This window comes from Niveispirillum irakense DSM 11586, from assembly GCF_000429645.1.
Taxonomy (GTDB): Bacteria; Pseudomonadota; Alphaproteobacteria; order Azospirillales; family Azospirillaceae; genus Niveispirillum; species Niveispirillum irakense.
Genome location: NZ_KE386934.1, coordinates 58,656 through 82,638, shown reverse-complemented (window position 1 = coordinate 82,638; position 23,983 = coordinate 58,656). Strand labels below are relative to the sequence as shown.

The window sequence follows — 23,983 nt, the reverse complement described above, 5'->3', positions numbered from 1 at the left end:
TCTCTTCCCTATACTTGGTTTCATGAACAACGGGATATCAAAGGGAGAACAGCGATGTCTCGCCAGATGCAAACGATGGAAGATAAGGTGATGTCCGTGGGCATCGGCGCTCTGGACACGGTGGCCGAAGCGCCTGCCGCTTCCCGTGAGCAGCAGAATCATGCGGCGGTGATCGCGCAGATCGAACAGGAAATTCCCCGTCTGCGCCGGTTTGCCCGGGGCATGGTCCGCGACATGTCGCTGGCCGATGATCTGGTGCAGGAATGCCTGGAGCGTGCACTGACCCGTCTGCACTTGTGGCAGCCTGGCACCAATCTGCGCGCATGGTTGTTCACCATCCTGCGCAACCTTCACATCAATGGTGTCCGCCGCAAGCAAACCTTCGTGGATATTGATGGCGAGGCGCAGGCGGGTCTGGGCAGCGCCCATGGGTCACAGTTCTCTCGCCTGGAAGTACGGGACCTGCGCCGCGCCCTGTCGAAGCTGCCGCGTGAACAGCGCGAGGTGGTGCTGCTGATCGGCCTGGAAGGTATTTCCTATGCCGAAGCCGCCGATATCATGAAAGTGTCCATCGGTACGGTGAAGTCCCGCCTGTCCCGTGGCCGCCGCGCCCTGCGTGCCCTTATGGAAGGCGGCATGGCGGATGACGAGGATGATGTGCGCGGCACCGCCTGAGCCCGCATCTAAACTTCAAAAAATTTCATGTAAGCGAATGGGTGGTGGCCTCTGGCTGCCACCCATTTTCTATTCCGCCGTGGCCCAGGGCTGGAAGGACAGGGCAGATGTGAAAAGGGCGGGCCGGATGTGATCCGGGCCCGCCCTTTTCCTGTGCTTCTTGTGTGTGGATCAACGCCGGCGGACGGCGCCCATGATCAGCGACACAATGAAGATCACCAGGAAAATAAAGAACAGGATCTGGGCGATACCCGCAGATGCGGAAGAGATACCGCCAAAACCCAGTACACCGGCCACCAGGGCCACGATGAAGAATATCAACGCCCAATACAGCATGTCATGCCTCCCATCGTTCGATGCGGCCCGCGATCAGCGGCATCGTCACGGCAGAAACGCAGACCCTGATAGAGATGTTCCCCGGCGTTGATTTTCCCCGAACATCAACGCACGGCGCGCCGCCTGCCACGTCCTGTCCGGCCGGCCGGCTGGGGCGGCGGCGCTGGCGGCTGCACGCAGCGGATCAATCCCTGATAGGCGGATTGGATAACGCCGGGTATCGCGTCTACCGGCATCGGGTTCGCGCGCGTGTAAGAAGTGGCGATCTTGACGGCCAATGCCCGCAAGGTTTCCACGGGTAACTCACTCATCGTTCCGGTCTCCGCCATTGGTTCACTGCCCATTAGGGCAGGCTTGACGGCAAAGTCCATCCAGCCGCCTGTAAGGACGAAAAAGAAAATAGGTCTATGACATTCGTGGGTCTGCCGGGGGGGGAGGGGAACCATGGGGCCTGCGCGCCGTTCCCTTCCCGAAGCTTTTGATGCTGACCAGATGGAGAAACGTCATGAAAACCCGTTTTGCCGCCATCACAGCCTGCTTGCTGCTGGGCTCCACGGCCCTTTCCGGTGCTGCGTTGGCACAGTCCGCCACCGGGACGGACACCAGCATGACCCAACCGGGCGCAATGCCGCACGATCCGATGTCCCCGCCGGTGATGCCGGGGGATCCTGCAACCGCGCCGATGCCGGCTGATACCGGTATGACCGGGATGACCACGTCCCCCACCGATCCCGACTCCGGCGGCCGTCTGGCCGATCAGGGGCAGCCCAGCACCATGGGCGCGACGGAGGAACCCGGCACGAACACCGCTGCATCTGGCGGCATGGACGCCACCACCAGCACCACGGCGTCTGACACCACGAACGGTCAGCCGCAGGTTCTGGCAGAGGTCAATCCCGACGAGGTGAGTGGCAGCGAGCGGCAAAAGACGGCTGCGGTCAGCACGCAGTTGCTGAACCGCTTCAACACGCTGGGCTTTGCCGAATTCAAGGAATTCACCCGCGAAGGGAATGGATATAAGACCGAGGCAAAGACCAGCGATGGCAACTGGGTCACTGTGATGATCGATCCGGAAGAAGGGACGATCAAGCAGCAGTAATAACAGCCATTCTGGCGTGAATAGGAAAGCCGCCGGTCCATTCGGGCCGGCGGCTTTTTCATGTCTTAAAGGCGGTGATCAGAACTGATCTTCGCCCAAGGCCATGATGCTGCGATGACCTGCGGTGATCGGTGCAACCAGCCCTGCGGTCAATGGCAGGATCTGGTCGGCATAGAAGCGGCCGGTGATCATCTTACCATCCAGGAAGCTGGTATCGGCCCCCCGCTGGCGCAGAAGGTCCTGCGCGGCGATCATGCCTTTGGCCGTCAGGAAGCCACCAATGGTGATGCCAAATAGACGGAGATAATGGACAGCACCGCCGGCAACGGCGGAAAGATCCGACTTACCAGTATCCAGTACCCAAGCCGTGGCCGTCTCCAGTGCGACGATCGCTTCTTCCAGACGCTGGCCGATGGTTTCCAGATCATCCCCCGGCCCGTTCCTGGCTTCCGTCGCCACCGCCCGCATTTCCGCGATGAGTGTCTGCGCGGCACTGCCGCCATCCCGCAGCAGCTTGCGGAACACCAGATCATTGGCCTGGATACCGTTGGTGCCTTCATAAATCGGGGCAATGCGGGCGTCCCGATAATGCTGGGCGGCGCCGGTCTCCTCAATAAAGCCCATCCCGCCATGGACCTGTACGCCCAGGCTGGAAAGCTCAACACCCAGATCGGTACACCAGGCTTTGGTGATGGGGGTCAGCAGGTCGTTCAGGGCAGCCGCCTTACGCGCCGCGTCCCGGTCGGGATTATGGTGGGCATTATCCAGTGCGGCGGCGGTATAATAGGCCAAAGCGCGCGCCGCCTCGATCTGCGATTTCATCGTCAGCAGCATCCGGCGAACATCCGGATGGTTGATGATGGTGACCGGGGCAGGGTCTTTACCTGTCAAGGCCCGGCTTTGCACACGCCCCTTGGCATAGTCCACCGCCTGTTGATAGGCGCGCTCGGCAATAGCCACACCCTGCAGTCCAACGCCCAGGCGGGCATTGTTCATCATGGTGAACATATACTCAATGCCGCGATTTTCCTCGCCCACCAGATACCCGATGGCACCGCCATTATCACCATAGGACATGACAGCGGTCGGGCTGGCATGGATGCCCATCTTGTGTTCCAGGCCGGAGCAGCGCAGATCGTTGCGGTCACCCAGGGTCCCGTCCGCATTCACCATGAATTTCGGCACGACGAACAGGCTGATGCCCTTGATGCCCGCTGGTGCTGTCGGGGTCCGGGCCAGCACCAGATGGACGATATTGTTGGTGAAATCATGCTCACCAAACGTGATGAAAATCTTCTGGCCGGTGATCAGATAAGTGCCATCACCCTGCGGCACCGCCTTGGTGCGGACCGCACCAACGTCGGAGCCGGCCTGCGGCTCCGTCAGATTCATGGTGCCGGTCCATTCGCCGCTGATCAGCTTTTCCAGATAGGTCTTTTTCTGTTCTTCAGACCCGTGGATGGTCAATAGTTCCACTGCACCCTGATTGAGCATGGGGCAGAGCGAGAAGGACATGTTGGCAGACGTCCACATCTCCTGGATCGGCAAGGCCAGCGTCCAGGGCAGGCCCTGCCCACCATAATCCGGATCAAAGGGGACGGCGTTCCAGCCGCCTTCCACATATTTCCAATAGGCGTCACGGAAGCCCGTGGCCGTGCGCACGGCCCCATTCTCCAGTGTCGCCCCTTCCTGATCGCCAACCCAGTTCAACGGCGCCAGTACATCGCGGGCCAGCTTGCCCGCTTCCTCCAGCACCTGGTCGGCCAGATCGGGCGTTACCACGTCAAACCCTGGCAGCGTGGCCACCTGATCCAGCCCGACAACGTGGGTGAGGGTGAAGCGCATATCCCGGATCGGGGCGTTGTAACTGGTCATTTCGCCTTTTCCTTCCCAGCGGCACGATGCCTGCTCATTCCTTGGCGACAAGGGTCGCAGGCCACAACATGGCGTGAAGCCAGCGGCCCGGCAAGCCTTGCCGCATCCTTTCGTATCGGTTCTGGAATGATGGCCTATTTTTGCTCAAAAAATAGGTTAGCAAACCTGGATTTCTGGGAGAAAAGACCGGCTATTGGAATTTTATGCGGAGTTACGCAGCGGAATGCTAGGATTTTAGGCATCGTCAAGCGCTTGGCACGCTGATTGCTTATCTGGGATGGAGTTCAGTGCCGAGGGAGTATCCGACCGTGAGCAGCATTTTCAGCCCGATCCAGCGTGCCGACGCCGTTGAGCGTTCGACTGCAACCTCGTCCGCTGCTCCGACCCATGTCATCCGGGCTGTCCAGCAGGCCAGCAGCGCGACGGGGGTTGATTTCTCATATCTGATGCAGAAGGCCTCCGTCGAAAGCGGCTATCGCACGGATGTGAAAGCGAAAACCAGTTCAGCCACAGGCCTTTTCCAGTTCACCGAGGGGACCTGGCTCAGCATGATCAAACAGCATGGCGCCAAGCATGGGCTGGGTGTTTATGCGGAACAGATCGAAGGCGGGGAAGGCAAGGCACGCGTATCGGACCCGGCTCTGCGCAAGGAAATCCTGAATCTGCGCAAGGATCCCCGTCTTTCCGCCCTCTTTGCGGCCGAACTGGCGAACGACAATAAAACCCATCTGGAGAATGAGCTGGGCCGCCCTGTGGGCAATACGGAGCTTTACATGGCCCATTTCCTGGGGGCGGGCGGGGCAACCAAGTTCCTGAAGGCAATGGATAAGAACCCCAATCAACCCGCGGCTTCCCTGCTGCCGGAAGCCGCCCGTGCCAACCTGAACGTCTTCTATAACGGCACCAAGCCCCGGACCGTCGGCCAGGTATTTGAACGGTTCGCCGGTAAATTTGATGATGAGGTACCGGCACAAATTGCCGGGTCCGGGCCTTTTGGGCAGACCTTGCCGGAGGATACATCGTCCCAGCCCTGGTTAACCGGTTTTCGGTCCGCCGCGTCGGGGAACGAACCCATCTCCACCTACACCATCATGATGCTGGACAATCTGGCTCCGCCCTCCTCGGATGAGCAGGAGCGGCGGCGGTCCACCGGGTCTGGCGCGCGTGACAATGGGGATGAACAGGCGCAAGGCGCCAACTCTTTCATGGGCCGCGCCATGCCGACGCTCAAGCCGGGATTGGTTTCCGCCTGATTTCAGGAGTCTCCAGTCCTGTATGGCTGGCGCTGTCACCATAACGGGATGGGCATAAGAACCTTATTCCCGTCGCCGCCCATTATCCCTATTGCCTCCTGTTTAATGGGAACAAAAAGGAAACAATTTGACGATAAAAGGTTTAGGCTGGTCCAATCATTTTCTGGGGAATAACCGACCGCCAAAAGGCAGTGTCAGGTGATTTGGAGAGACAGATGTTGGAAGAATTTAAGAAATTTATCAGCCGTGGGAATGTCATCGACCTTGCGGTTGGTATCATCATCGGGTCCGCTTTCACGGCAATCGTCACATCGCTTGTTAATGATATCCTTATGCCACCCCTTGGTTTCGTGATGGGGGGCATCGATTTTTCTGATTATTTCCTCAACCTGTCAGGTGGTGATTACGCCAATCTGGCTGCGGCCAAGGAGGCCGGTGCCGCCACCGTCAATTACGGCCTGTTCATCAATGCCGTGATCCGGTTCTTCATTGTTGCCTGGGCCGTTTTCATCCTGGTCAAGCAGGTAAACCGCTTCCACACGAAGAAGGCGGCGGAGCCTGCTGCACCGTCCAAGCAGGAAGTCCTGCTGGAGGAAATCCGCGACCTGCTGAAGCAGCAGAGCCGCGCCCCCTGATGCGTGGTGGGCTCACGCTCCCAAGGGGTGTGAGCCCATGATCAGGTCATAGTTTTTTCAGGTAAGCGATCAGGTCGGCCCGGTCCTGCACTGCGGCCGTCTTGATCAGCATGCTGGTGCCTTTCATCGTCGTCGGCGGATCGTAAAGGTAATTGTCCAGCGTCATCGCATCCCAGACCAGCGCGCTTTGCCGCATGGTCTTGGAATATTTGAAGCCTTTCTGCGTCCCCGCCGTCCGGCCGAAGATACCTTCCATATGGGGGCCCTTCAGTCGCACTTCCTTCGTGTTGGTCGCGGCTGTCAGGGCATGGCACGCGGCGCAATCCCGTTTGAATATTTCTTCACCGCGCACGGCATCGCCGACTGTGGCAGCGGCGGGGAGAGAGGGCAGGGCAAGCAGCAGGCCCGCGGCGATCATCGACGGAACCGATTTCCCGAAACGCATCCTTGGATATTCCTTCTTATAGGCGTGGGAACGGGCGGGTGGGCAAAGGGTAACGATCAACTCAACGTCTCGGCGCAAAAAAAGCGCCGCCGCCGGGGCTTTATCCGGCGGCGGCGTTAAAGGTAATCCCAAAGATCGGGTCAGACGATACCAGCTTTAGTGAAAGGCAGGTCATAGACCCGTTTGCCACCCGCTGCCGCAATGGCATTGGCCACGGCGGGGGCCGCCGTCGGCACGCCGGGCTCGCCCACACCGGTCGGCCGTTCGCCGCTATCCACGATATGCACCTCCACTGCGGGCATGTCGGAATAGCGCATCGGCTCGAACGTGTCGAAATTGGCCTGATCCACCAGCCCGTCGGTCAATGTGATGGCATCGCGCAACGCATGGCCGATGCCCCAGCCGGTGCCGCCTTCGATCTGCGCCTTAATGACGTTCGGATTGATGGCAATGCCGCAATCAATGGCGCAGACAACGCGGTCGATCTTGACCTTGCCATTGGCGTCGATCGTCACTTCGGCCACATGGGCGACATAAGACTGGAAGCTTTCATGCACGGCCACACCCCGGCCGCGCTTCGTTCCGGCAGGCCCGGCGGCCAGCGGCTTGCCCCAGCCGGCCTTCTCCGCGGCCAGCTTCAGCACCCCTTGCAGGCGCGGATGGTCCTTCAGCCGTTCCATGCGGTAAGCGACCTGATCCTGTCCCGCGGCGGCGGCCAGTTCGTCGATGAAGGCTTCCTTGGCATAGGCCGTATGGGTATGGCCCACAGAGCGCCACCACAGGGTCGTGACCGGAGAATCGGCGATATGCATGTCCACCGCCAGGCTGCCGACCGTGTAGGCAAGGTCTGCCGCCCCTTCCACGGCTGACTGATCGACGCCATCCTTCAGCATCATGGCGGCAAAGGGTGTTCCCGCCATGAAGGACTGGGAGACAAGGCGCTGTTCCCAGGCGGTAATATTGCCCTTGGCATCCAGGGCAGCCCGCAGCCTGTGCAGCACCATCGGGCGATAGCGACCACCCTTGATATCGTCCTCGCGCGTCCAGACCAGATGCACAGGCACTTTCTGGCCCTTGGCAGCCAGCGCCTTGGCGATGATGGCGGTTTCCACCATGTAATCGGCATTCGGTGTGGCGCGGCGGCCAAAGCTACCGCCGGCCCAGACGGTGTTGATCTTCACCTTGTCCGGGGTGGTGCCCAGCACGCCGGCAACGGCGGGCTGCTCAATCCCCTGGAACTGGGACCCGGCCCAGATCTCCGCCCCGCCATCATCCGTCAGAAGGATGGTGGCGTTCAGCGGCTCCATCGGGGCATGGGCCAGATAGGGGAAGCTGTATTCCGCTTCGATCACCTTGGCGGCGGCCTTGAAGGCGGCGGCCGTATCTCCCTTGGCGGCAGCCTTTCCACCCGGCTTCTTCGCCAGTTCGCGATATTCGGACAGGACGGCGTCCGTGCTGCGCTTTTCCGCCTTGCTGTCATCCCAGGTGATCTTCAGCGCATCGCGACCCTGCATCGCCACCCAGGTGTTCTTGGCGATAACGGCGACGCCGATGGGCAGGCTCAGCACCTCAATCACGCCGGGGATGGCGCGAGTAGCCTTGTCATCCACGGCCTTCACCGTACCGCCAAAACGGGGGCTGCGGGCCAGCACGGCTGTCACTTGACCGGGGCGGCGGATATCCATGGCGAAGATGGCACTGCCATTGGTCTTGGACACATTGTCCAGCCGATGCAGCGTCTCATTTCCGATCACGGAATAATGTGCCCGGTCTTTCAGCGGTACAGAGGCTGGGACCGGCAGCTTGGATGCTGCCGTTGCAAATTTGCCGAACGGACCGCTCTTGCCGGATTTCTTGTGGCTGATCACGCCCTTGGCAACCGTGATCTCCGACGCCGGCACTTTCCATTCAGCGGCGGCCGCGCTGACCAGCATGGACCGGGCGGCGGCGCCCGCCATGCGCAATTCGTCCCAGCTATTGAACACAGCGGTAGAGCCGCCCGTGCCCTGAATGCCGAAAGCGTGGTTGCCATAGAGCTTGCTGTCGGCGGGGGCGAACTCGCTGCGCATCTGCGCCCAGTCGGCGTCCAGCTCTTCCGCCACAATAGCGGTCAGGCCGGTGGCAATGCCCTGGCCCATATCCAGATGCTTGACCAGCACCGTCACACTATTGTCCGGCGCCACGCGCACGAACAGGTTGGGAAGCGGATTGGGCGGGCCCATGACCACAGGCGCCGCCCCTTCGGCGGCAAACCCGGATACCGGGACCATGGCGCCAATGACCAGGGCACCGCCGGCACCGGCGGCCCCCTTCAGGAAGGAGCGGCGCGAAGGCGTGGTTTCCACCACATTGGCGGCAGCGCGGCGCAGGAGTTGCGGCAGCATCATTTTCATGGCTCAGGTCCTCGCCAGCTTGGCGGCTTCCTTCACCGCCGCCTTGATCCGCACATAGGTGGCGCAGCGGCAGACATTGCCATCCATCGCCGCCTCGATATCGGCGTCGCTGGGGTCAGGATTTTCCGCGATCAAAGCCGTGGCGGCCATGACCTGGCCCGACTGGCAATAACCGCATTGCACCACGTCCAGATCGGCCCAAGCCTTCTGCACCGCGGCGGCGGCCTTGCCGCTGATGCCTTCGATGGTCGTGATCTTGGCATCGCCCGCAGCCGATGCCGGGAACTGGCAGGAGCGGGTGGGCACGCCATCGACATGCACGGTGCAGGCACCACACAGCGCCTGACCACAGCCGAACTTGGTGCCGGTCATATTCAATTCATCGCGAAGCACCCACAACAGGGGCATATCTTCCGGCACGTCCACTTCACGGACCTGCCCATTGATGTTCAGCCGAAGCATCGTCATCCCCAATTTTGGCAAAGGCTTGGAACGGGGGTCGGTCCGTCGCCATTTTTTCAACGGTCGCCGGGCCGGAGCCTTTATCCCGGCCATCATGAAGGGGATGAACCATTCCCGTCTTGCAGAAATTGACCCTTTTGATCGGGGGCTTCTATCAAAATTAAAATTGTATGCGACTGTATATCCTTATCTGTATGCTACCCTTAAGATGTGATGGTGGGGGCTTGGATAGTGGCGGCGCGTGTGGGGACGGTGGCCTTCCAAGGCATCGACGTGTTGGACATTGATGTGCAGGTGCAGATGACGGGGGGCCCCCTGGCCTTCACCGTTGTGGGCCTGCCGGACAAGGCGGTGGGGGAAAGCCGGGAACGGGTACGCGGCGCCCTGCATGCACTGGGGATCGCCCTGCCACCGCAGCGGCTGACCGTCAATCTGGCCCCTGCTGATGTATTGAAAGAAGGAAGTCACTTCGATTTGCCCATCGCGCTGGCTTTGCTGGTGATGATGGGCATCCTGCCCGGCGATGCCATGGCGGATTACCAGTCCTTGGGGGAATTGGGGCTGGATGGGTCCATCGCACCCGTTGCCGGGGTGCTGCCGGCGGCCATCAATGCTTCGGCCAATGGCAAGGGGCTGATCTGCCCGGCAGCCTGTGGGGGGGAGGCAGCCTGGGCAGGCGATGGGCTGGACATATTGGCGCCTTCCTCGCTTTTGTCCCTGATCAACCATTTCAAGGGCACCCAGGTGCTGACGCGGCCCGAACCCAGACTGGCGGGGCCGGAAGAAGGCGGCGGCTATAAGGACCTGCGCGACGTGAAAGGGCAGGAAACGGCCAAGCGCGTGCTGGAGGTGGCCGCCAGCGGCGGTCATAACATGCTGATGCTGGGGCCGCCGGGATCGGGCAAGTCCATGCTGGCCGCCCGCCTGCCGGGCCTGTTGCCGCCACTGGATGCGGCGGAAGCGCTGGAAGTCTCCATGATCCATTCCATCGCCGGATCGCTGGAAGGCGGCAAGCTGATCCGCACCCGCCCTTTTAGGGAGGTCCATCATTCCGCGACGCTCGCGGCCATGGTGGGCGGTGGCAACCGGGCCAGGCCCGGTGAAATCAGCCTGTCGCATCAGGGTGTTCTGTTTTTGGATGAATTGCCTGAATTTGCCCGCGGATCGCTGGAGGCGCTGCGTCAGCCGCTGGAGACCGGCCGCGCCACCGTCAGCCGCGCCAACCATCATGTGACATATCCGGCGCGGTTCCAATTGGTGGCAGCGATGAACCCCTGCCGTTGCGGCCATCTGGATGATCCGTCGCTCGCCTGCGGGCGGGCGCCGAAATGCGCTTCGGATTACCAGTCGAAGATCAGCGGCCCGTTGTTCGACCGTATCGATTTGCATGTCGATGTGCCGGCGGTATCAGCATCCGATCTGTCCCTGCCGCCGCCGCGCGAAGGCACGGCAGAGGTGGCGGCCCGCGTGGCCCATGCGCGCGATATTCAGCGGGAGCGTTACGCCGCCTCGGTTCCGCGCGGCCAGCCCGCCATCCGCACCAATGCCGAGGCTGACGGGGAGGTGCTGGAAAAGGTCGCCGGCCCCGATGCCCAGGGCCGCGCCCTGCTGACGGAGGCGGCGGAACGGCTGAAATTGTCTGCCCGTGGTTATCACCGTGTGTTGCGCGTCGCCCGCACCCTGGCGGATATGGAGGGGGCCGATGGTGTGCGCCGGCTGCATGTGGCCGAAGCCCTATCCTACCGGCGGGTGGCGCCAGGGCGGTAATTGCCGACGGCCAACGGGTCGTATATAGGGGGCCGTTCGTGGGGCTATGCTCCGGTTCCGTTCGCCTGATTGGTGCTTTCTCCTGTGAAACCCGCCCTTTACCAGACCCGGACAGGCGTTTACGCCCTGGCCACCCTCTGCTGTGCCTTGTGGGGCAGTTCCTACCCCGCCATCAAGAATGGCTATGCGCTGCTGCAGATTGCGCCTTCCGATCTGGCCGGACAGATGCTGTTTGCCGGCTGGCGCTTCACCCTGGCGGGTCTCGTCCTGCTGCTGGCTTCCCTGTGCCTGCGCAAGCGGCTATTGCCGGTCAGCCGGCGGCAGGCGGGACAGGTTGTCTTGCTGGGGCTGGTGCAAACGGCGCTGCAATATGTGTTTTTCTATATCGGCGTCGCCCATGCCAGCGGCATCAAAGCCTCCATCATGAACGCGACCGGCGTGTTCTTCAGTGTGGTGCTGGCGCATTTTATCTATGCCGGCGACCGGTTGAGCCGGGGGCGGGCATTGGGTTGCCTGATCGGGTTCGCCGGCGTGGTGGTGGTCAATCTGGGGCGGGGTGGGGCAGGGGCGTTCGGCTTTGATTTCAGCCTGATCGGGGAGGGTTTTGTGATCATCGCCGCGTTCATCCTGGCGGCGGCGGCGATCTATGGTAAGCGCGTGTCGCGCGGCATGGATGCGATGGTGATGACGGGATGGCAGCTTCTCGTCGGTGGTCTTGTGCTGACCGGGATCGGTTATGCCGGGGGCGGCCACCTGGAAGCGATGGGGGTAGAGGCGGGGGCGCTGCTCGCCTACCTGACATTGCTCTCCGCTGTCGCCTTTTCGGTCTGGAGCCTGCTGTTGAAGCATAATCCGGTGGGGATGATCGCGGCCTTCAACTTCCTGATCCCGGTCTTCGGCGTGTCGCTCTCTGCCATTTTCCTGGGTGAATCGCTGTTGCGCTGGAGCTATCTCAGTGCCCTGGTCCTGGTTTGTGCCGGCATCTGGCTGGTGACCAGGATGCCGGCACAAAAAGGCTGAGCCAGTTTACCAGTCGCACCCGTCAACCAGCAGGGCGGACAGCGCCTCAATCCCCGCCTGATCAGCTTGGTCGAACCGGTTCGGCAGCGGGCTGTCCAGATCGATCACGCCCAGCAGCCGGCCATCCCGGATCAGCGGCACCACCAGTTCAGACCGCGAGGCCGCATCGCAGGCAATATGGCCGGGGAAGGCATGGACATCGGGCACCAGCACGGTTTGCATTCGCTGGCCCGCCGTCCCGCACACACCGCGCCCCAGCGGGATGCGTACGCAGGCCGGCTTACCCTGGAATGGCCCCAGCACCAGTTCCGTCCCCTGCAGCAGATAGAACCCGGCCCAGTTCAGGTCCGGCAGGGTATTGAACATCAGGGCGGCGACATTGGCGCAATTAGCGACGCGATCCCGCTCCCCCGTCAGGATGCCGGCGGCCATGCTGGCAAGATCGGCATAAAGCGTGGGCTTGTCGGTGCCGGCGTCCGGCTTGGCGATATCGAACATCTGGTCCTCTTTGGCTTTCGGTTCATGCCGAAAAGCTGGATTGCTGATAGGATTCGCTATATCCATATGAATATAACGTTCATTGGGGAGCGATCACACCATGCTGGTACGCCATCTCTCCTATTTTGTCGCGCTTGCGCGTGAGCAGCATTTCGCCCGCGCTGCCGATGCCTGCGCCATCAGCCAGCCCACCCTGTCTGCCGCCATTGCCCGGCTGGAATCCGACCTTTCCGCGCGCCTGGTCCGCCGTGGCCGCCGGTTTGAGGGGCTGACGCCGGAGGGGGAGCGGCTGTTGGAATGGGCACGCGGTGTGGTGATGGATTATGAACGTCTGTGCGGTGATCTGCAGGGGATGCGCGGGCGGGCGTGAGGATTAGGCGGCCGGCCAAGCATGGTTACAGGCACGCTGCAGATGTTGAATGGCCCTGTCCACGTCATCAGGCATCATGGCCAACACCCTGGCGGCATGGTCCCGTTCCACGGGCTGCCCCAGCCGTTCCAGCACATTATTCATGTAACGCTGGATATCCCGCCCATAAGCGGATTCCGCCTTCGCAACAGCAGCGGCGGGAATGGCACCCTCGGCCATACTGAGAAAGCCCAGGTCGATGGCGTCCCGATAGGCAACGGAACGGTCAAGCCCTCGGTCGGCATTGGCCATCAGCTTTTCAGCGAACTGGTCTGCGATGGTCAGGGTGGGAACCGACACCAGCGATGATTTTTCTCCTGTCAGATCGATCCGCGCTTCTCGCACAATCTCGAACTTGATCCGCTGACCCTCCAGGGTGAACAGGCCACGGATACCATATTGGTCGGCGATGAAGGGACGAAGTGTCTCCACGCTGTCGGCAAAGAAGGCGGTGGCTCCTGCTTCCGTTGCGGCCATACGCAGGGCGCGATATCCCTCCCGGTCGGCGCACAGGAAATCCACATCCATGGAAAGTCGGTATTCGCCATGGTGCAGAACGATGGCTGTACCACCGCCGAAGTAGCAGCAAGATTTCGACAGGAAATCCGCATCCATGCCATGGAGCAGTGTGGCGATGATCCGGTGTTCGGGGCGCTGAAAAACCACTGGGGGGCTCATCGTGTCAGCATCCGCCCCTGTCCGAAATGATCTGTCAGACGCTGGATCAACGCGGCCTCACCGGGTTGAATGCCCGCCTTGTTCACGTACCGCCAGTTACGCTCATAAAGCGCAAAAACCTCCGAAGCTGGAATCGGGCGTTTGGCGTCCCGATTCCAGACCAGAAGCGACAGTTCCGGGTAATCCGCCGGAACAATCATCCAATCGGCGGCAGCTCCATCCATAAGGACAATATAAGCCCGCCGACCGGGTTTAGCTACACCCGGTCGTGCCGCCGCAGGTGTCGCATTTCAGGCAGGTGCCGTTGCGCACCATGGTCATGTTGCCGCATTCGGGGCAGGGGTCGCCCTCATAGCCGCGCGCGCGGGCTTCCTTTATCCGTTCAAACCGCGCATCACCGCGGCCAACCGTGCCGCTGCGAAGGCTGGTGCCGGATAGCGCGTCGGCATGGACGGAACCACCGCTATAGCCTGTCGGCGCATCCGTCCCGGTGGCGGCGTAAGCTGTGGTGGCCGTCTGGAAGCCACTGACGATACGGCCCTGCTGGCCACCCGGCACCACGCGCAGGTTGGAGCGGACATAGCCGGTCGACGCGATGCGGGCCACGGCAGCCAGTGTTTCCTGCGTCATGCGCGCGGCATTGTCGGGGAGTTCCGGCGCCCGGTTGGCGGCTTCCGGCACGCCGGCCAGATCGGCCTGGGCATCGCCCCGACCCATCGTGTCGGGCAGCAGATCCTCCGGCGTGGCGTGGGCCAGATCGTTGCGGCCCAGATAGGAGATGGCCAGTTCCCGGAACACATAATCCAGGATGGAGGTGGACATCTTGATGGCGTCATTGCCCGTCACCATGCCCGACGGTTCGAACCGGGTGAAGGTGAAGGCTTCGACATATTCTTCCAGCGGCACGCCATATTGCAGGCCCAGCGACACGGCGATGGCGAAGTTGTTCATCATCGACCGAAAGGCAGCGCCTTCCTTATGCATGTCGATGAAGATCTCGCCGATGCGCCCATCCTCATATTCGCCGGTACGCAGATACACCTTGTGTCCGCCCACCATGGCCTTCTGGGTATAACCCTTGCGGCGATGGGGCAGTTTTTCCCGGTCGCTGATCCGGATGACCTTTTCGATCACCTTCTCAACCACTTTTTCCGCGACCAGCGGCACACGGGCGGCGGCGGGGGCTTCGACAATCTTCTCCACCAGCGTCTGTTCGTCGCTGTCGAAGCTCTCCTCATCCTCCTCCAGCACCTGGGCATTCAGCGGCTGGGAGAGTTTGGAGCCGTCGCGGTAGAGCGCATTGGCTTTCACGCCCAGCCGCCAGGACAGCATATAGGCTTCCTTGCAGGCCTCCACCGGGGCCTGGTTGGGCATGTTGATGGTTTTGGAGATGGCACCGGAAATGAAGGGCTGGGCGGCGGCCATCATGCGGATATGGGCTTCCGCCGACAGGTAGCGCTTGCCGATCTTGCCGCAGGGGCTGGCGCAATCGAACACCGGCAGATGTTCGTCGCGCAGGCCCGGCGCCCCTTCCAGGGTCATGGCGCCGCAGACATAGACATTGGCGGCCTCAATCTCCTTCCGGCTGAAGCCCAGATGGGCCAGCAGGTCGAAGCTGAAGGCATCCAGATCCTGTTCCGATACGCCCAGCACATCGCGGCAGAAATCGACGCCCAAGGTCCATTTATTAAAGACGAACTTGATATCGAAGGCCGAGGCGAGGGCGCCTTCTACCTTCTCGATCTCCGTGTCGGTGAAGCCCTTGGTGCGCAGGCGGGCATGGGTGACGCCCGGCGCACCCACCAGCGTGCCATGGCCCACGGCATAGCGTTCGATCTGGGTGATCTGTTCGTCGCTATATCCCAAGCGGGACAGCGCCTCTGGCACCACGCGGTTGATGATCTTGAAATAGCCGCCGCCGGCCAGCTTCTTGAACTTCACCAGTGCGAAGTCCGGTTCGATGCCGGTGGTGTCGCAATCCATCACCAGCCCGATGGTGCCGGTGGGGGCGATCACCGTGGCTTGGGCATTGCGATAGCCATGTTCTTCACCCAGCGCCAAAGCCCGGTCCCAGGCGGCGCGTGCCGCCTCCACCAGATCGGCATCGGGGCACTCGGCGGCCTTCAGCGGCACCGGCGAAACCGACAGACCCTCATAGCCCGTGGCGGCACCATGGGCGGCACGGCGATGGTTGCGGATGACGCGCAGCATATGGTCGCGGTTGGGGGCAAAGCCAGGGAAGGGGCCCAGTTCCCCCGCCATCTCCGCCGAGGTGGCGTATGACACGCCCGTCATCAGCGCCGTGATGGCCCCGGTCAGCGACCGCCCGGCCTCGCTGTCATAGGGCAGGCCGGCGGCCATCAGCAGGCCGCCGATATTGGCAAAGCCCAGGCCCAGCGTGCGGTATTCATAAGATAGCCGGGCGATCTCCCGGCTCGGGAACTGCGCCATCAGGACGGAGATTTCCAGCACCAGCGTCCACAGCCGGCAGGCATGGCTGAAGCTTTCGATATCGAAACGACCGTCGGGCCGGCGGAATTCCATCAGGTTCAGGGACGCCAGGTTACAGGCCGTATCGTCCAGGAACATATATTCAGAGCAGGGGTTGGACGCATTGATGCGCCCCGCCGCCGGGCAGGTGTGCCAGTCATTGATGGTGGTGTCGAACTGCACGCCGGGGTCAGCCGATTGCCAGGAGGCCAGCCCGATCTTGTCCCACAGGTCGCGGGCGCGCAGCGTCTTGGCCACCTTGCCATCGGTGCGGCGGATCAGGTTCCAGGGGCCGTCATTCTCCACCGCGTTCAGGAAGGCATCGGGCACGCGCACGGAATTATTGGAATTCTGGCCCGAAACGGTGAGATACGCCTCCGAATCCCAATCCGTATCGAAGCTCTTCATATCAAAGCTGGTGAAGCCCTGGCCGGCCATCTGGATGGCGCGCTGGATGTAGTTTTCCGGCACCAGATCGCGCCTTGCGGCGATGATGGCCCGCTTCAGGGCCCGGTTCTGCGTCGGATCCAACCGTTCTGCATCCGGTCCAATCCCTTCATTGCAGGCGGCCATGATGATGTTCAGGTGGCGTGACACCTGTTTGGAACCGGTGACGAGGCTGGCAACCTTCTGCTCCTCCACCACCTTCCAGTCGATATAGGCCTCAATATCCGGGTGATCGAGATCGACCGTCACCATCTTGGCGGCCCGGCGGGTGGTGCCGCCGGATTTGATGGCGCCCGCCGCGCGGTCGCCGATCTTCAGGAAGCTCATCAAGCCCGACGATTTACCGCCGCCAGCCAGCTTCTCACTTTCGCCGCGCAGGCGGGAGAAGTTGGTTCCGCTGCCGGAACCATATTTGAACAGCCGGGCCTCACGCACCCACAGGTCCATGATCCCGCCCTCATTCACCAGATCGTCGGCGACGGACTGGATGAAGCAGGCATGGGGCTGGGGATGTTCATAGGCGCTGTTGGACGCCACCAGCGCACCGGTTTTCGGATCGACATAGAAATGGCCTTGGCTGGGGCCGTCGATGCCATAGGCCCAGTGCAGGCCGGTATTGAACCATTGCGGGCTGTTGGGTGCCGCCATCTGGCGGGCCAGCATGAAGCGCATTTCGTCATAGAAGGCGGCAGCATCCGATTCGGCGTCGAAATAGCCGCCTTTCCACCCCCAATAGGCCCAGGTGCCGGCCAGCCGGTCGAAAACCTGTCGGGCGGAGGTTTCGCCGGCGCGGCGTTCCGTCTCAGGCAGGGCGGAAAGCTGCGTCTCGTCAGCGCTGTGGCGCCACAGGAAGGGAGGAACGTCATGTTCTTCCACTGCCTTCAAGGCCTTAGGCACGCCGGCCCGCCGGAAATATTTCTGCGCCAGGATATCGCAGGCAACCTGGCTCCATTCCGCCGGTACCTCGATATCCTTGGCCTGGAAGACGACAGAGCCATCGGGATTGCGAATCTCGCTCGTCGCCGTTCGGAAGGGAATGTCCGCGTAAGCGTCCTGGCCCTCTTTAGTGAAACGGCGTTCGATACGCATGGAACCGGCCCTTCTCCTGTCGGTGGCAAGGTCTGGGCCGCCTTGATGGGGCACACAAAACCAATCCCGCCCGACACAAGAAGCCGATAGCGGGTGCCTGTTGGACAATATATGGCGACGGGACGAAGGCTAGGCCACGAAGCGCCGGTCATCAACCCATATTTTGTTGTCGGTTCGGCGCCGGGTACTGCTTATTGTGGTTGACGCGATTCTGTTAGCAGCCTTTGCCATGGTGTGGAAATGGCTGGATTCCGCCATCCCGGCTGCGATGAATGAGTCGTTCCAGGCGTTGGTGCAGAAAATGGAGGCTCAGATCATATCACGATTGGGTTGGCCCCGTACCCTATTCGGACAGGGGGTTTCCATTGCACTGGATCAGTGGCAGGGTGCGCGCGCTAGGGCGGGCTTGTGGTCCGATCCGGCTTCCGCAGCGTTGTCGAACTATTGTGAATGACAGAGCTTCCCGATCTCTCCCGAGCGACCATGTCCGAGAAAGATAAAGCCGCCAGCAGGCGGAAAAAATGGCTGGGCATCGCCACGGCGCTGTTCATGGCAATCCTTCTCGTGGTTGCTCTCCGGCATGTTCTGTCGGAAGTCGAGTTCGAGCATGTATGGGCCTATTTAAAGGCGCTCCCTTACACCAGCTTGCTGAAAGCGGTTGCCATTACGGCGCTGGGATACTGGGTATTGACCCTCTATGATGTGTCAGCCCTTATCTATCTGAAAAAGAAGGTGCCTTATCGCACGACGGCTTTTGCGGCCTCCTGCGGCTATGCATTTTCCAACAATATCGGCTGGGCTGTGATCAGCGGTGCTGGTGTGCGCTTGCGCACCTACGGGGCGGTGGGGCTGACGCCCGCCGATGTTGCCCGTGTGGTGGTCTTTTCCACCACCACCTTCACGCTTGGCGTCAGCTTTACCGGCGCCGTCGGGGTGCTGGTGGGGCCGGAGCCGGTAGCCGATATGCTGAACGCGCCGCTCTGGCTGGTCCAGGGTCTGGCCGTGTTGACCTTGCTGATCCTGCTTGCGGTTTGCATCGTCACCGGCGTGACGCGGCGCCCTGTGCGGATTTGGCGCTGGTCGATCCAGTTGCCGTCGCCGCTGGGTGTCGTCTCGCAGATAACGATCGGATCGGTCGAGATCATGCTGGCGGCGGGCGTCCTCTGGTCCTTGATGCCAGTCGATCATCCCATCAGCTTCACTGCTTTTTTGGGCATCTACTGTGCTGCCCTGGTCGTGGCGATCTTCAGCCATGTGCCCGGTGGGATCGGCGTGTTCGAAACCATCATCATCCTTGGCTTGTCGGACAAGGTGTCGACAGAGGCGTTGCTGGGGGCCATGCTCGCCTATCGTTTCATCTATTATATCCTGCCGCTGCTGCTGGCCGGCATTGCCATCGCCATTTGGGAGATCCGGCACCATACGGGGCGCATCGGCCGTGCCGCGGACAGGTTGCGCGGGCACGAACCACCGGCCGGGAAAGCCGGCCCGCCGGACTGATGGGGCCGGCTGCAATTTCGGCAAGGCCGGAATTACCGCCATGGCCGGCTTGACCCGCGCGCGAGGGTGGATTTTAAGATATTGCGGTGCCATAGTCGCCGCGTTGCCTGCCTCCCCACCGGGGGTACCGTTCCTTCAGTCCTGATCGGACCATCATGAGAAAAAGCATCTCCCTGGTCACTTGGATGGCCAATATCCAGATCAATATCTTCACTGCCCGGGCTGGCCAGCTGGTCGGTACGGATAAGCAGGGCAACAAATATTATCAGGAGAAGAAGGCCCGCAAAGGCCTGAAAGCCCGCCGCTGGGTGATCTATAACGGCGAGCCGGAGGCAACCAATGTGCCGCCGGAATGGCACGGCTGGCTGCATTACACCATGGCGGAGCCGCTGCCGGAGCAATCGGCTTTCCATAAGCCCTGGATCAAGGAACACCAGCCGAACCCGACAGGGACGCTGGAAGCCTATCGTCCGCCGGGCCATTTGTTCGAAGGTGGCAAGCGTGACAAGGCTACCGGCGATTATGAGGCCTGGACGCCGAACTGATCGGCACCATTTAGCGTTACATCGCATGGCGGCGTCGCTCGCACGCCGCCATCGTTGTTTTAAGGGTTCACATCGGGAGTGGTTCTGTCCATGCGCAGGAACGTGATTGAAACCGTGCTGGGTGCGGTTGTGCTGGTTGTGGCCGGGTTTTTCCTGTTCTTCGCCTATACCAGCAGCTCTGTACGCCCGGTCAGCGGCTACAAGCTGGAAGCGCGGTTCAGCAGCACGGGTGGCCTGTCTGCCGGTTCCGATGTCCGCATCAGCGGCGTCAAGGTCGGCACGGTGACGGAGCAGTTCCTGGACAAGCAGACCTTCCAGGCTGTGGTGCGGATGGAAATCGACCGCAATATCCAGCTTCCGCGTGATACCTCGGCTTCGATCGCCAGCGAGAGCCTGCTGGGCGGGCGCTACCTGCAGCTTGAGCCGGGTGGCGAGGAAGACAAGCTGAAGGAAGGCGACGTGATTGAATATACCCAGTCCGCCGTCAATCTGGAGGAGCTGCTGGGCCGCTTCATTTTCAGCTCTTCCGGTGGTGGGCAGGGTGGCAATGGTGGCGGTCAGGCGGCGTCCCCGCCGGCCTCCGGTGAGGCCCCTCCCGCCAATGGTGGCGGGCTGCTGGGCGGTCAGTGATCGGTAAGGTGTCCCTGCGCTGCTGGGGCGATAATGGGGGAAGATGACCGGCGCCATATGGCGGCCATCATCTTCCCCTTATTCCTTTGATGGGTTTACAGATTTTCAGACGGGGTTGATTTCCATGCGTGCAATGCCGCCCCTGCATCGCCTGTTTCTGGCATCCGTCATTTTGCCGGCATCAATCCTGATCGGGGTTGCTGGCGCACACGCCCAGGCAGAATTGGGCGTGCCAGCGGTGGAAGACCCGGTGCGCAGCGGCGTTGTTCAGCGCCCGGCCCCGCCGCCGCCGCCTGATCGTACATTCGACGCGATGCCTGTCGTGGTCCTTCAGGGGCTGGACAAGGTCACGGCCCGTACGTCCACTTTTGAAGTGAAGGTGGGGGAAACGGCGAGTTTCGGCCAGCTTGCCATCCATGTGAAGGCATGCCGGAAGGCGCCGCCAATCGATACCCCTGAATCCGCAGCCTTTCTGGATGTTGTCGAGAATCCGACCTCGGAAGGGGCGGCCCCGGTTCCCGTCTTTGTGGGCTGGATGTTTGCTTCCAGCCCGGCTTTGTCGGCGATGGAACACCCGGTCTATGATATCTGGGTCAAGGACTGTAAAAAGGCAGTCACCAATGCCCGCTCATCCTCTTCCCCGCCTTGAAAATCCGGTTCCAGCGCAATGGCCTTAGCCAGTTGCGCCCGGTATCGGTGACGGGGAATTTCCATTGCGCCGAACTGGGCCAGATGCGTGGTGATAAACTGCGTGTCCAGAAGGGTGAAGCCGTTACGCATCAGGCGGGCCACCAGATGGACCAGCGCTACCTTGCTGGCATCTGTGATGGTGGAGAACATGCTTTCCCCGAAAAAGGCGCCGCCCAGCGACACGCCATATAACCCGCCAACCATGGTGCTGTCGGCCCCCTGACCCGTCCAGCATTCCACACTATGGGCGAATCCCAGTTCATAGAGCTGGCAATAAGCCTCCACGATCTCGCTATTGATCCAGGTGCTGGGGCGGTTTGGCGTGGCGGCGGCACACCGTTCCATTGTTTGATGAAAATCGCTGTCGACGCGGACATCGAATGGAAAATGCCGCAGCGTTTTGCGCAACCGGCGGGGAACATGGAACCTGTCGAGCGGCAGCACTCCTCGATGTGGGGGATCGAACCACATCAATTCTTCTGATTCAGCGCTCTCGGCCATGGGAAAAACCCCATTGGCATAGGCACGCAACAGCAGGTCCGGCGTTAACAGGGGCATGATTCCCAATCGTTGCGGCGGATGATCCGTAGTTGACGATAGCAATTCCCGGCCTTTGGGCAAATGTTCAAGCAGGCAACCTTCTTCACTTTGCTGCCAGATGCCTAATCCCGCCGTCCTTGGCCGCATGCACTGCTACGGTATGGGGGTATTTTCATCCTGCAACAGGGCGATACAGCCATGTGGTCAAAGGGGTGTATATCCCCAAGTTATTGATACGATTTGTCAATAAGAGCGAGGGGTATTTGCGTTTCACGAAACATTCATCAAAGTGAGACGTAAATTTCAGAGATGCCGTCTTCTATGCATTTTGTATAGGCCCCTGTTAGCAACTGGGAAGACGGCACATGACCGACGCGACGATGCCCGTTGATGTAATACCGGGCACGGACCTATTGAATGGCGGCGCGCGTAACGTGGGATGGCGGGCGCCAGGATGGCTCGCCCGGTTGTTGAAGGGCGATGATGGTAATGATCAGCCGCATGGGGATGGCGGGTGGCTGGCAAAATTTTCCATCGTCACCCGTATCGGGCTGCTGGTGGGGGCGGCCCTGATCACCGTTTTCATGACGGCCGGCCTTTTCCTGCTGGGGGATGTGCGGCGGGAAGATGCGTCGCAATCCATGAGCGGTTTGTCAGCCTTTTCCGAAATGGCGGCGGATCTCAATCGCCGGACATCGGCCCTGCAACTCCACGCCACCCGTTTTCTGCGTGATCGCGCGCCAGCAGAAGGGGAGGCGTTCCGCGCCAATCTGGCAGAGGTGGAACGGACAGCCGAGGCGCTGCTCTCGCATCCCGCCGCAGCGGCAAAGGTGGAAACGGTCCAGGCCATCAGTGACCGGCTGACCCAATTGGCCGCTGCTTTTGAGAATGTGTCGACAGCAACCAGGGCCGTTGGCTTTACCGACGAGGACGGATTGCGCGGCCAGATGTTCAAATCTGTGACCGCAGCGGAAGCGGAATTGAAGAAATGGCCTGCGGCCATGGCGGCGCCCCTGTTCATCGGCATGGCGGAGATGCGTAACGCCGAGAAATCCTTCCTGTTGACGGGGGAGGACAAATATCTGGGCCAGCACCGCAAGGCCTATAATGAATTCTCCTTCTTCATCCCGGAATCGCAGCTTGATGGGGAGACGAAGACGGCCCTGGATGCGCTGTCGCGGCAATATCGTCAGGATATGGCGGCCCTTGGCGACGCCACGGCCAAACAGACCCAGGCTGTTGCCGCCTTCACCAAGGTCTTTGCCGAGACCACTCCGCTGATCGACGAGTTGTTCGCTTATACCCGCACGGGTTTGGAGGAGGCCCGTACGGCAGAAGGCCGCATCCGAACCCAGACCCAGCGCATCACCCTGATCGTTGGCGGCGTTCTGGTTTCCCTGTTCTGCATCCTGTCCTTGATGCTGGTCCGGTCCATCACCGGTCCATTGGCACAGATCGAACAGGCAATGGAAACGCTGGCCCGTGGCGAGCGGCTGACCTTCATCCCCGGTACAGGCCGGCGGGATGAAATTGGCGATATGGCCCGTGCCATCGACGTGTTCCGCGTCAATGCGGAGGAGATGGACCGGCTGAAAGTGGAAGAGCAGGAGCGCGAGCGGGCCCATAAGCAGGAATTCGCCAGTAAGCTGGGCGGGCTGGCCGATGCCCTGGAGCAGGAGGTAACCACCCGTGTCGAGGCCGTGCTGACCCAGGCAGCCGGTATCACCGATCTGGCCGGCCGTATGACCTCAGCCGCTCAGCGCACGGGTGAACAGTCGCATGGTGTGGCCGGCGCGGCGCAAGATGCCACCAGCAATGTGCAGACGGTGGCGGCGGCGACGGAGCAGCTTGCCGCTTCTTCCCGCGAGATCGGCCGCCAGGTGTCGGAAGTGGCTGACATGGTGCATGCCGCTGTGGCCCGTGGCGCGCAAACCCGGACGATCATCAGCCAGCTTGCCGATGCGGCGCAGAATATTGGTCAGGCGGCGCAATTGATCGGCGATATCTCGGGGCAAACCAACCTGCTGGCGCTGAATGCCACGATTGAGGCGGCGCGTGCCGGCGAGGCCGGGCGTGGTTTCGCCGTCGTGGCCGCAGAGGTGAAAAACCTCTCCACCCAGACCGGCCAGGCAACGGAGGAGATCAGTTCCCAGATCAGCGCGGTGCAGCGGGCCACGGATCGGGTGATTGCCGACATTCATCAGCTTCATGATGTCATTGCCCGGATTGATGAAATCGCGGGCACCATTACCGCATCGGTTACCGAACAGGGCAGCGCCACAGAGAGCATCAGCCAGAGCGCGACCAGTGCTGCTGGTGGTACGATTGAGGTGTCCGACCGTATCCAGTCTGTTGCCGCGGATGCCAGCGAAACCCGGACGCTGGCCGATGATCTGGGCCGCAAGGCCAGCCAGGTGACGCAGGAAATGCAGGCCTTGCGCAGCCGCCTGGGGGTGATCCTGAAGCAGGCGACCTGACAGAAAGAAGGCTGGTTCAGGTCACCCGCA

Annotated in this window: 23 protein-coding genes; 12 read left to right on the top strand and 11 right to left on the bottom strand. The window is 61.4% G+C overall.

Going from position 1 to position 23,983, the window contains the following annotated elements; all coding sequences use genetic code 11:
* The first annotated feature begins 54 nt into the window (after nt 1-54).
* Nucleotides 55-675 (top strand): sigma-70 family RNA polymerase sigma factor, encoded by a 621-nt coding sequence (locus tag G473_RS27900; RefSeq protein ID WP_245580183.1) that lies wholly within the window; start codon nt 55-57, stop codon nt 673-675.
* Between the two features lie 171 nt (nt 676-846).
* Here the strand turns inward: G473_RS27900 and G473_RS30015 are convergent, their stop codons facing one another.
* Together G473_RS30015 and G473_RS30455 are read right to left on the bottom strand one after the other, a co-directional pair.
* On the bottom strand, nt 847-1,011 hold the full coding sequence (locus G473_RS30015; RefSeq protein WP_029014458.1) for a DUF1328 domain-containing protein: 165 nt from the start codon (nt 1,009-1,011) through the stop codon (nt 847-849).
* Between the two features lie 104 nt (nt 1,012-1,115).
* A complete protein-coding gene (locus G473_RS30455) occupies nt 1,116-1,322 on the bottom strand; it encodes a hypothetical protein (protein ID WP_154667488.1) in 207 nt (68 codons plus the stop codon).
* Between the two features lie 194 nt (nt 1,323-1,516).
* Between G473_RS30455 and G473_RS0119325 the strand changes: the two genes are divergently transcribed.
* Nucleotides 1,517-2,110, top strand: a complete 594-nt coding sequence (locus G473_RS0119325) for a hypothetical protein (RefSeq protein ID WP_029014456.1) — start codon at nt 1,517-1,519, stop codon at nt 2,108-2,110.
* 78 nt (nt 2,111-2,188) lie between these two features.
* On the opposite strand, the gene G473_RS0119320 is transcribed toward G473_RS0119325, so the two are convergent.
* Complete coding sequence (locus tag G473_RS0119320; RefSeq protein ID WP_029014455.1) at nt 2,189-3,985, bottom strand: acyl-CoA dehydrogenase; 1,797 nt, start codon at nt 3,983-3,985, stop codon at nt 2,189-2,191.
* A 308-nt stretch (nt 3,986-4,293) separates the two neighbouring features.
* Here G473_RS0119320 and G473_RS27895 point away from each other — a divergent pair, with 308 nt between their 5' ends.
* Entirely contained in the window at nt 4,294-5,238 is a 945-nt protein-coding gene (locus tag G473_RS27895) for a hypothetical protein (protein WP_051330488.1), read from the top strand.
* Between the two features lie 215 nt (nt 5,239-5,453).
* Nucleotides 5,454-5,873 carry a large conductance mechanosensitive channel protein MscL gene (gene mscL / locus G473_RS0119310; protein WP_029014454.1) on the top strand — a complete coding sequence of 140 codons (420 nt, stop codon included), beginning with the start codon at nt 5,454-5,456 and terminating at the stop codon, nt 5,871-5,873.
* Between the two features lie 46 nt (nt 5,874-5,919).
* Here the strand turns inward: mscL and G473_RS0119305 are convergent, their stop codons facing one another.
* From G473_RS0119305 to G473_RS0119295, 3 genes are all read right to left on the bottom strand, one after another.
* Nucleotides 5,920-6,318 (bottom strand): c-type cytochrome, encoded by a 399-nt coding sequence (locus G473_RS0119305; RefSeq protein WP_029014453.1) that lies wholly within the window; start codon nt 6,316-6,318, stop codon nt 5,920-5,922.
* A 140-nt stretch (nt 6,319-6,458) separates the two neighbouring features.
* Nucleotides 6,459-8,711 (bottom strand): xanthine dehydrogenase family protein molybdopterin-binding subunit, encoded by a 2,253-nt coding sequence (locus G473_RS0119300; RefSeq protein ID WP_035708370.1) that lies wholly within the window; start codon nt 8,709-8,711, stop codon nt 6,459-6,461.
* Nucleotides 8,712-8,714: 3 nt separating this feature from the next.
* Complete coding sequence (locus tag G473_RS0119295; protein ID WP_029014451.1) at nt 8,715-9,173, bottom strand: (2Fe-2S)-binding protein; 459 nt, start codon at nt 9,171-9,173, stop codon at nt 8,715-8,717.
* A gap of 231 nt (nt 9,174-9,404) precedes the next feature.
* On the opposite strand from G473_RS0119295, the gene G473_RS0119290 reads away from it, so the two are divergent.
* Together G473_RS0119290 and G473_RS0119285 are read left to right on the top strand one after the other, a co-directional pair.
* Nucleotides 9,405-10,940 (top strand): YifB family Mg chelatase-like AAA ATPase, encoded by a 1,536-nt coding sequence (locus G473_RS0119290; RefSeq protein WP_029014450.1) that lies wholly within the window; start codon nt 9,405-9,407, stop codon nt 10,938-10,940.
* Between the two features lie 84 nt (nt 10,941-11,024).
* Nucleotides 11,025-11,960, top strand: a complete 936-nt coding sequence (locus tag G473_RS0119285) for a DMT family transporter (RefSeq protein ID WP_029014449.1) — start codon at nt 11,025-11,027, stop codon at nt 11,958-11,960.
* A 6-nt stretch (nt 11,961-11,966) separates the two neighbouring features.
* Here G473_RS0119285 and G473_RS0119280 read toward each other — a convergent pair whose 3' ends face one another.
* Entirely contained in the window at nt 11,967-12,458 is a 492-nt protein-coding gene (locus G473_RS0119280; protein ID WP_029014448.1) for a GAF domain-containing protein, read from the bottom strand.
* A gap of 100 nt (nt 12,459-12,558) precedes the next feature.
* Here G473_RS0119280 and G473_RS0119275 point away from each other — a divergent pair, with 100 nt between their 5' ends.
* On the top strand, nt 12,559-12,828 hold the full coding sequence (locus G473_RS0119275; protein ID WP_029014447.1) for a LysR family transcriptional regulator: 270 nt from the start codon (nt 12,559-12,561) through the stop codon (nt 12,826-12,828).
* A gap of 3 nt (nt 12,829-12,831) precedes the next feature.
* Here the strand turns inward: G473_RS0119275 and G473_RS0119270 are convergent, their stop codons facing one another.
* Genes G473_RS0119270 through G473_RS0119260 form a run of 3 tightly spaced genes read right to left on the bottom strand, consistent with a single transcriptional unit; the run spans nt 12,832 to nt 17,571 of the window.
* Nucleotides 12,832-13,545: a nucleotidyl transferase AbiEii/AbiGii toxin family protein gene (locus G473_RS0119270; protein ID WP_210163369.1), complete on the bottom strand. Its 714-nt coding sequence runs from the start codon at nt 13,543-13,545 to the stop codon at nt 12,832-12,834.
* Nucleotides 13,542-13,769 carry a hypothetical protein gene (locus G473_RS0119265; RefSeq protein ID WP_029014445.1) on the bottom strand — a complete coding sequence of 76 codons (228 nt, stop codon included), beginning with the start codon at nt 13,767-13,769 and terminating at the stop codon, nt 13,542-13,544. Before G473_RS0119265 ends, G473_RS0119270 begins: the two co-directional genes overlap by 4 nt.
* A 28-nt stretch (nt 13,770-13,797) precedes the next feature.
* Nucleotides 13,798-17,571 carry a vitamin B12-dependent ribonucleotide reductase gene (locus G473_RS0119260; RefSeq protein ID WP_029014444.1) on the bottom strand — a complete coding sequence of 1,258 codons (3,774 nt, stop codon included), beginning with the start codon at nt 17,569-17,571 and terminating at the stop codon, nt 13,798-13,800.
* A 483-nt stretch (nt 17,572-18,054) separates the two neighbouring features.
* Here G473_RS0119260 and G473_RS27890 point away from each other — a divergent pair, with 483 nt between their 5' ends.
* The 4 genes from G473_RS27890 to G473_RS31040 all read left to right on the top strand — a co-directional run bounded on the left by G473_RS27890 (nt 18,055) and on the right by G473_RS31040 (nt 20,895).
* On the top strand, nt 18,055-19,071 hold the full coding sequence (locus G473_RS27890; RefSeq protein ID WP_051330487.1) for a lysylphosphatidylglycerol synthase domain-containing protein: 1,017 nt from the start codon (nt 18,055-18,057) through the stop codon (nt 19,069-19,071).
* 155 nt (nt 19,072-19,226) lie between these two features.
* Nucleotides 19,227-19,616, top strand: coding sequence for an NADH:ubiquinone oxidoreductase subunit NDUFA12 (locus G473_RS0119245; protein WP_029014442.1), 390 nt, complete (start codon nt 19,227-19,229; stop codon nt 19,614-19,616).
* 90 nt (nt 19,617-19,706) lie between these two features.
* Nucleotides 19,707-20,246: an outer membrane lipid asymmetry maintenance protein MlaD gene (mlaD, locus tag G473_RS0119240; protein WP_029014441.1), complete on the top strand. Its 540-nt coding sequence runs from the start codon at nt 19,707-19,709 to the stop codon at nt 20,244-20,246.
* A 124-nt stretch (nt 20,247-20,370) separates the two neighbouring features.
* Nucleotides 20,371-20,895: a DUF2155 domain-containing protein gene (locus G473_RS31040; protein WP_245580180.1), complete on the top strand. Its 525-nt coding sequence runs from the start codon at nt 20,371-20,373 to the stop codon at nt 20,893-20,895.
* On the opposite strand, the gene aat is transcribed toward G473_RS31040, so the two are convergent.
* Nucleotides 20,826-21,494 carry a leucyl/phenylalanyl-tRNA--protein transferase gene (gene aat, locus G473_RS0119235; RefSeq protein WP_029014440.1) on the bottom strand — a complete coding sequence of 223 codons (669 nt, stop codon included), beginning with the start codon at nt 21,492-21,494 and terminating at the stop codon, nt 20,826-20,828. The two genes, G473_RS31040 and aat, sit on opposite strands and share 70 nt — an antisense overlap.
* Nucleotides 21,495-21,841: 347 nt before the next feature.
* Between aat and G473_RS0119230 the strand changes: the two genes are divergently transcribed.
* Nucleotides 21,842-23,953, top strand: coding sequence for a methyl-accepting chemotaxis protein (locus tag G473_RS0119230; RefSeq protein WP_084438370.1), 2,112 nt, complete (start codon nt 21,842-21,844; stop codon nt 23,951-23,953).
* Nucleotides 23,954-23,983: the final 30 nt, after the last annotated feature.

What these genes read in the sequence shown, in the direction of transcription:
- G473_RS27900 (WP_245580183.1), top strand. Translation starts at nt 55, where the DNA reads ATGTCTCGCCAGATGCAAACGATGGAAGATAAGGTGATGTCCGTGGGC.
- G473_RS30015 (WP_029014458.1), bottom strand. Translation starts at nt 1,011, where the DNA reads ATGCTGTATTGGGCGTTGATATTCTTCATCGTGGCCCTGGTGGCCGGT.
- G473_RS30455 (WP_154667488.1), bottom strand. Translation starts at nt 1,322, where the DNA reads ATGAGTGAGTTACCCGTGGAAACCTTGCGGGCATTGGCCGTCAAGATC.
- G473_RS0119325 (WP_029014456.1), top strand. Translation starts at nt 1,517, where the DNA reads ATGAAAACCCGTTTTGCCGCCATCACAGCCTGCTTGCTGCTGGGCTCC.
- G473_RS0119320 (WP_029014455.1), bottom strand. Translation starts at nt 3,985, where the DNA reads ATGACCAGTTACAACGCCCCGATCCGGGATATGCGCTTCACCCTCACC.
- mscL (WP_029014454.1), top strand. Translation starts at nt 5,454, where the DNA reads ATGTTGGAAGAATTTAAGAAATTTATCAGCCGTGGGAATGTCATCGAC.
- G473_RS0119305 (WP_029014453.1), bottom strand. Translation starts at nt 6,318, where the DNA reads ATGCGTTTCGGGAAATCGGTTCCGTCGATGATCGCCGCGGGCCTGCTG.
- G473_RS0119300 (WP_035708370.1), bottom strand. Translation starts at nt 8,711, where the DNA reads ATGAAAATGATGCTGCCGCAACTCCTGCGCCGCGCTGCCGCCAATGTG.
- G473_RS0119295 (WP_029014451.1), bottom strand. Translation starts at nt 9,173, where the DNA reads ATGCTTCGGCTGAACATCAATGGGCAGGTCCGTGAAGTGGACGTGCCG.
- G473_RS0119280 (WP_029014448.1), bottom strand. Translation starts at nt 12,458, where the DNA reads ATGTTCGATATCGCCAAGCCGGACGCCGGCACCGACAAGCCCACGCTT.
- G473_RS0119275 (WP_029014447.1), top strand. Translation starts at nt 12,559, where the DNA reads ATGCTGGTACGCCATCTCTCCTATTTTGTCGCGCTTGCGCGTGAGCAG.
- G473_RS0119270 (WP_210163369.1), bottom strand. Translation starts at nt 13,545, where the DNA reads ATGAGCCCCCCAGTGGTTTTTCAGCGCCCCGAACACCGGATCATCGCC.
- G473_RS0119265 (WP_029014445.1), bottom strand. Translation starts at nt 13,769, where the DNA reads ATGGATGGAGCTGCCGCCGATTGGATGATTGTTCCGGCGGATTACCCG.
- G473_RS0119260 (WP_029014444.1), bottom strand. Translation starts at nt 17,571, where the DNA reads ATGCGTATCGAACGCCGTTTCACTAAAGAGGGCCAGGACGCTTACGCG.
- G473_RS27890 (WP_051330487.1), top strand. Translation starts at nt 18,055, where the DNA reads ATGTCCGAGAAAGATAAAGCCGCCAGCAGGCGGAAAAAATGGCTGGGC.
- G473_RS0119245 (WP_029014442.1), top strand. Translation starts at nt 19,227, where the DNA reads ATGAGAAAAAGCATCTCCCTGGTCACTTGGATGGCCAATATCCAGATC.
- mlaD (WP_029014441.1), top strand. Translation starts at nt 19,707, where the DNA reads ATGCGCAGGAACGTGATTGAAACCGTGCTGGGTGCGGTTGTGCTGGTT.
- G473_RS31040 (WP_245580180.1), top strand. Translation starts at nt 20,371, where the DNA reads ATGCGTGCAATGCCGCCCCTGCATCGCCTGTTTCTGGCATCCGTCATT.
- aat (WP_029014440.1), bottom strand. Translation starts at nt 21,494, where the DNA reads ATGCCCCTGTTAACGCCGGACCTGCTGTTGCGTGCCTATGCCAATGGG.
- G473_RS0119230 (WP_084438370.1), top strand. Translation starts at nt 21,842, where the DNA reads ATGACCGACGCGACGATGCCCGTTGATGTAATACCGGGCACGGACCTA.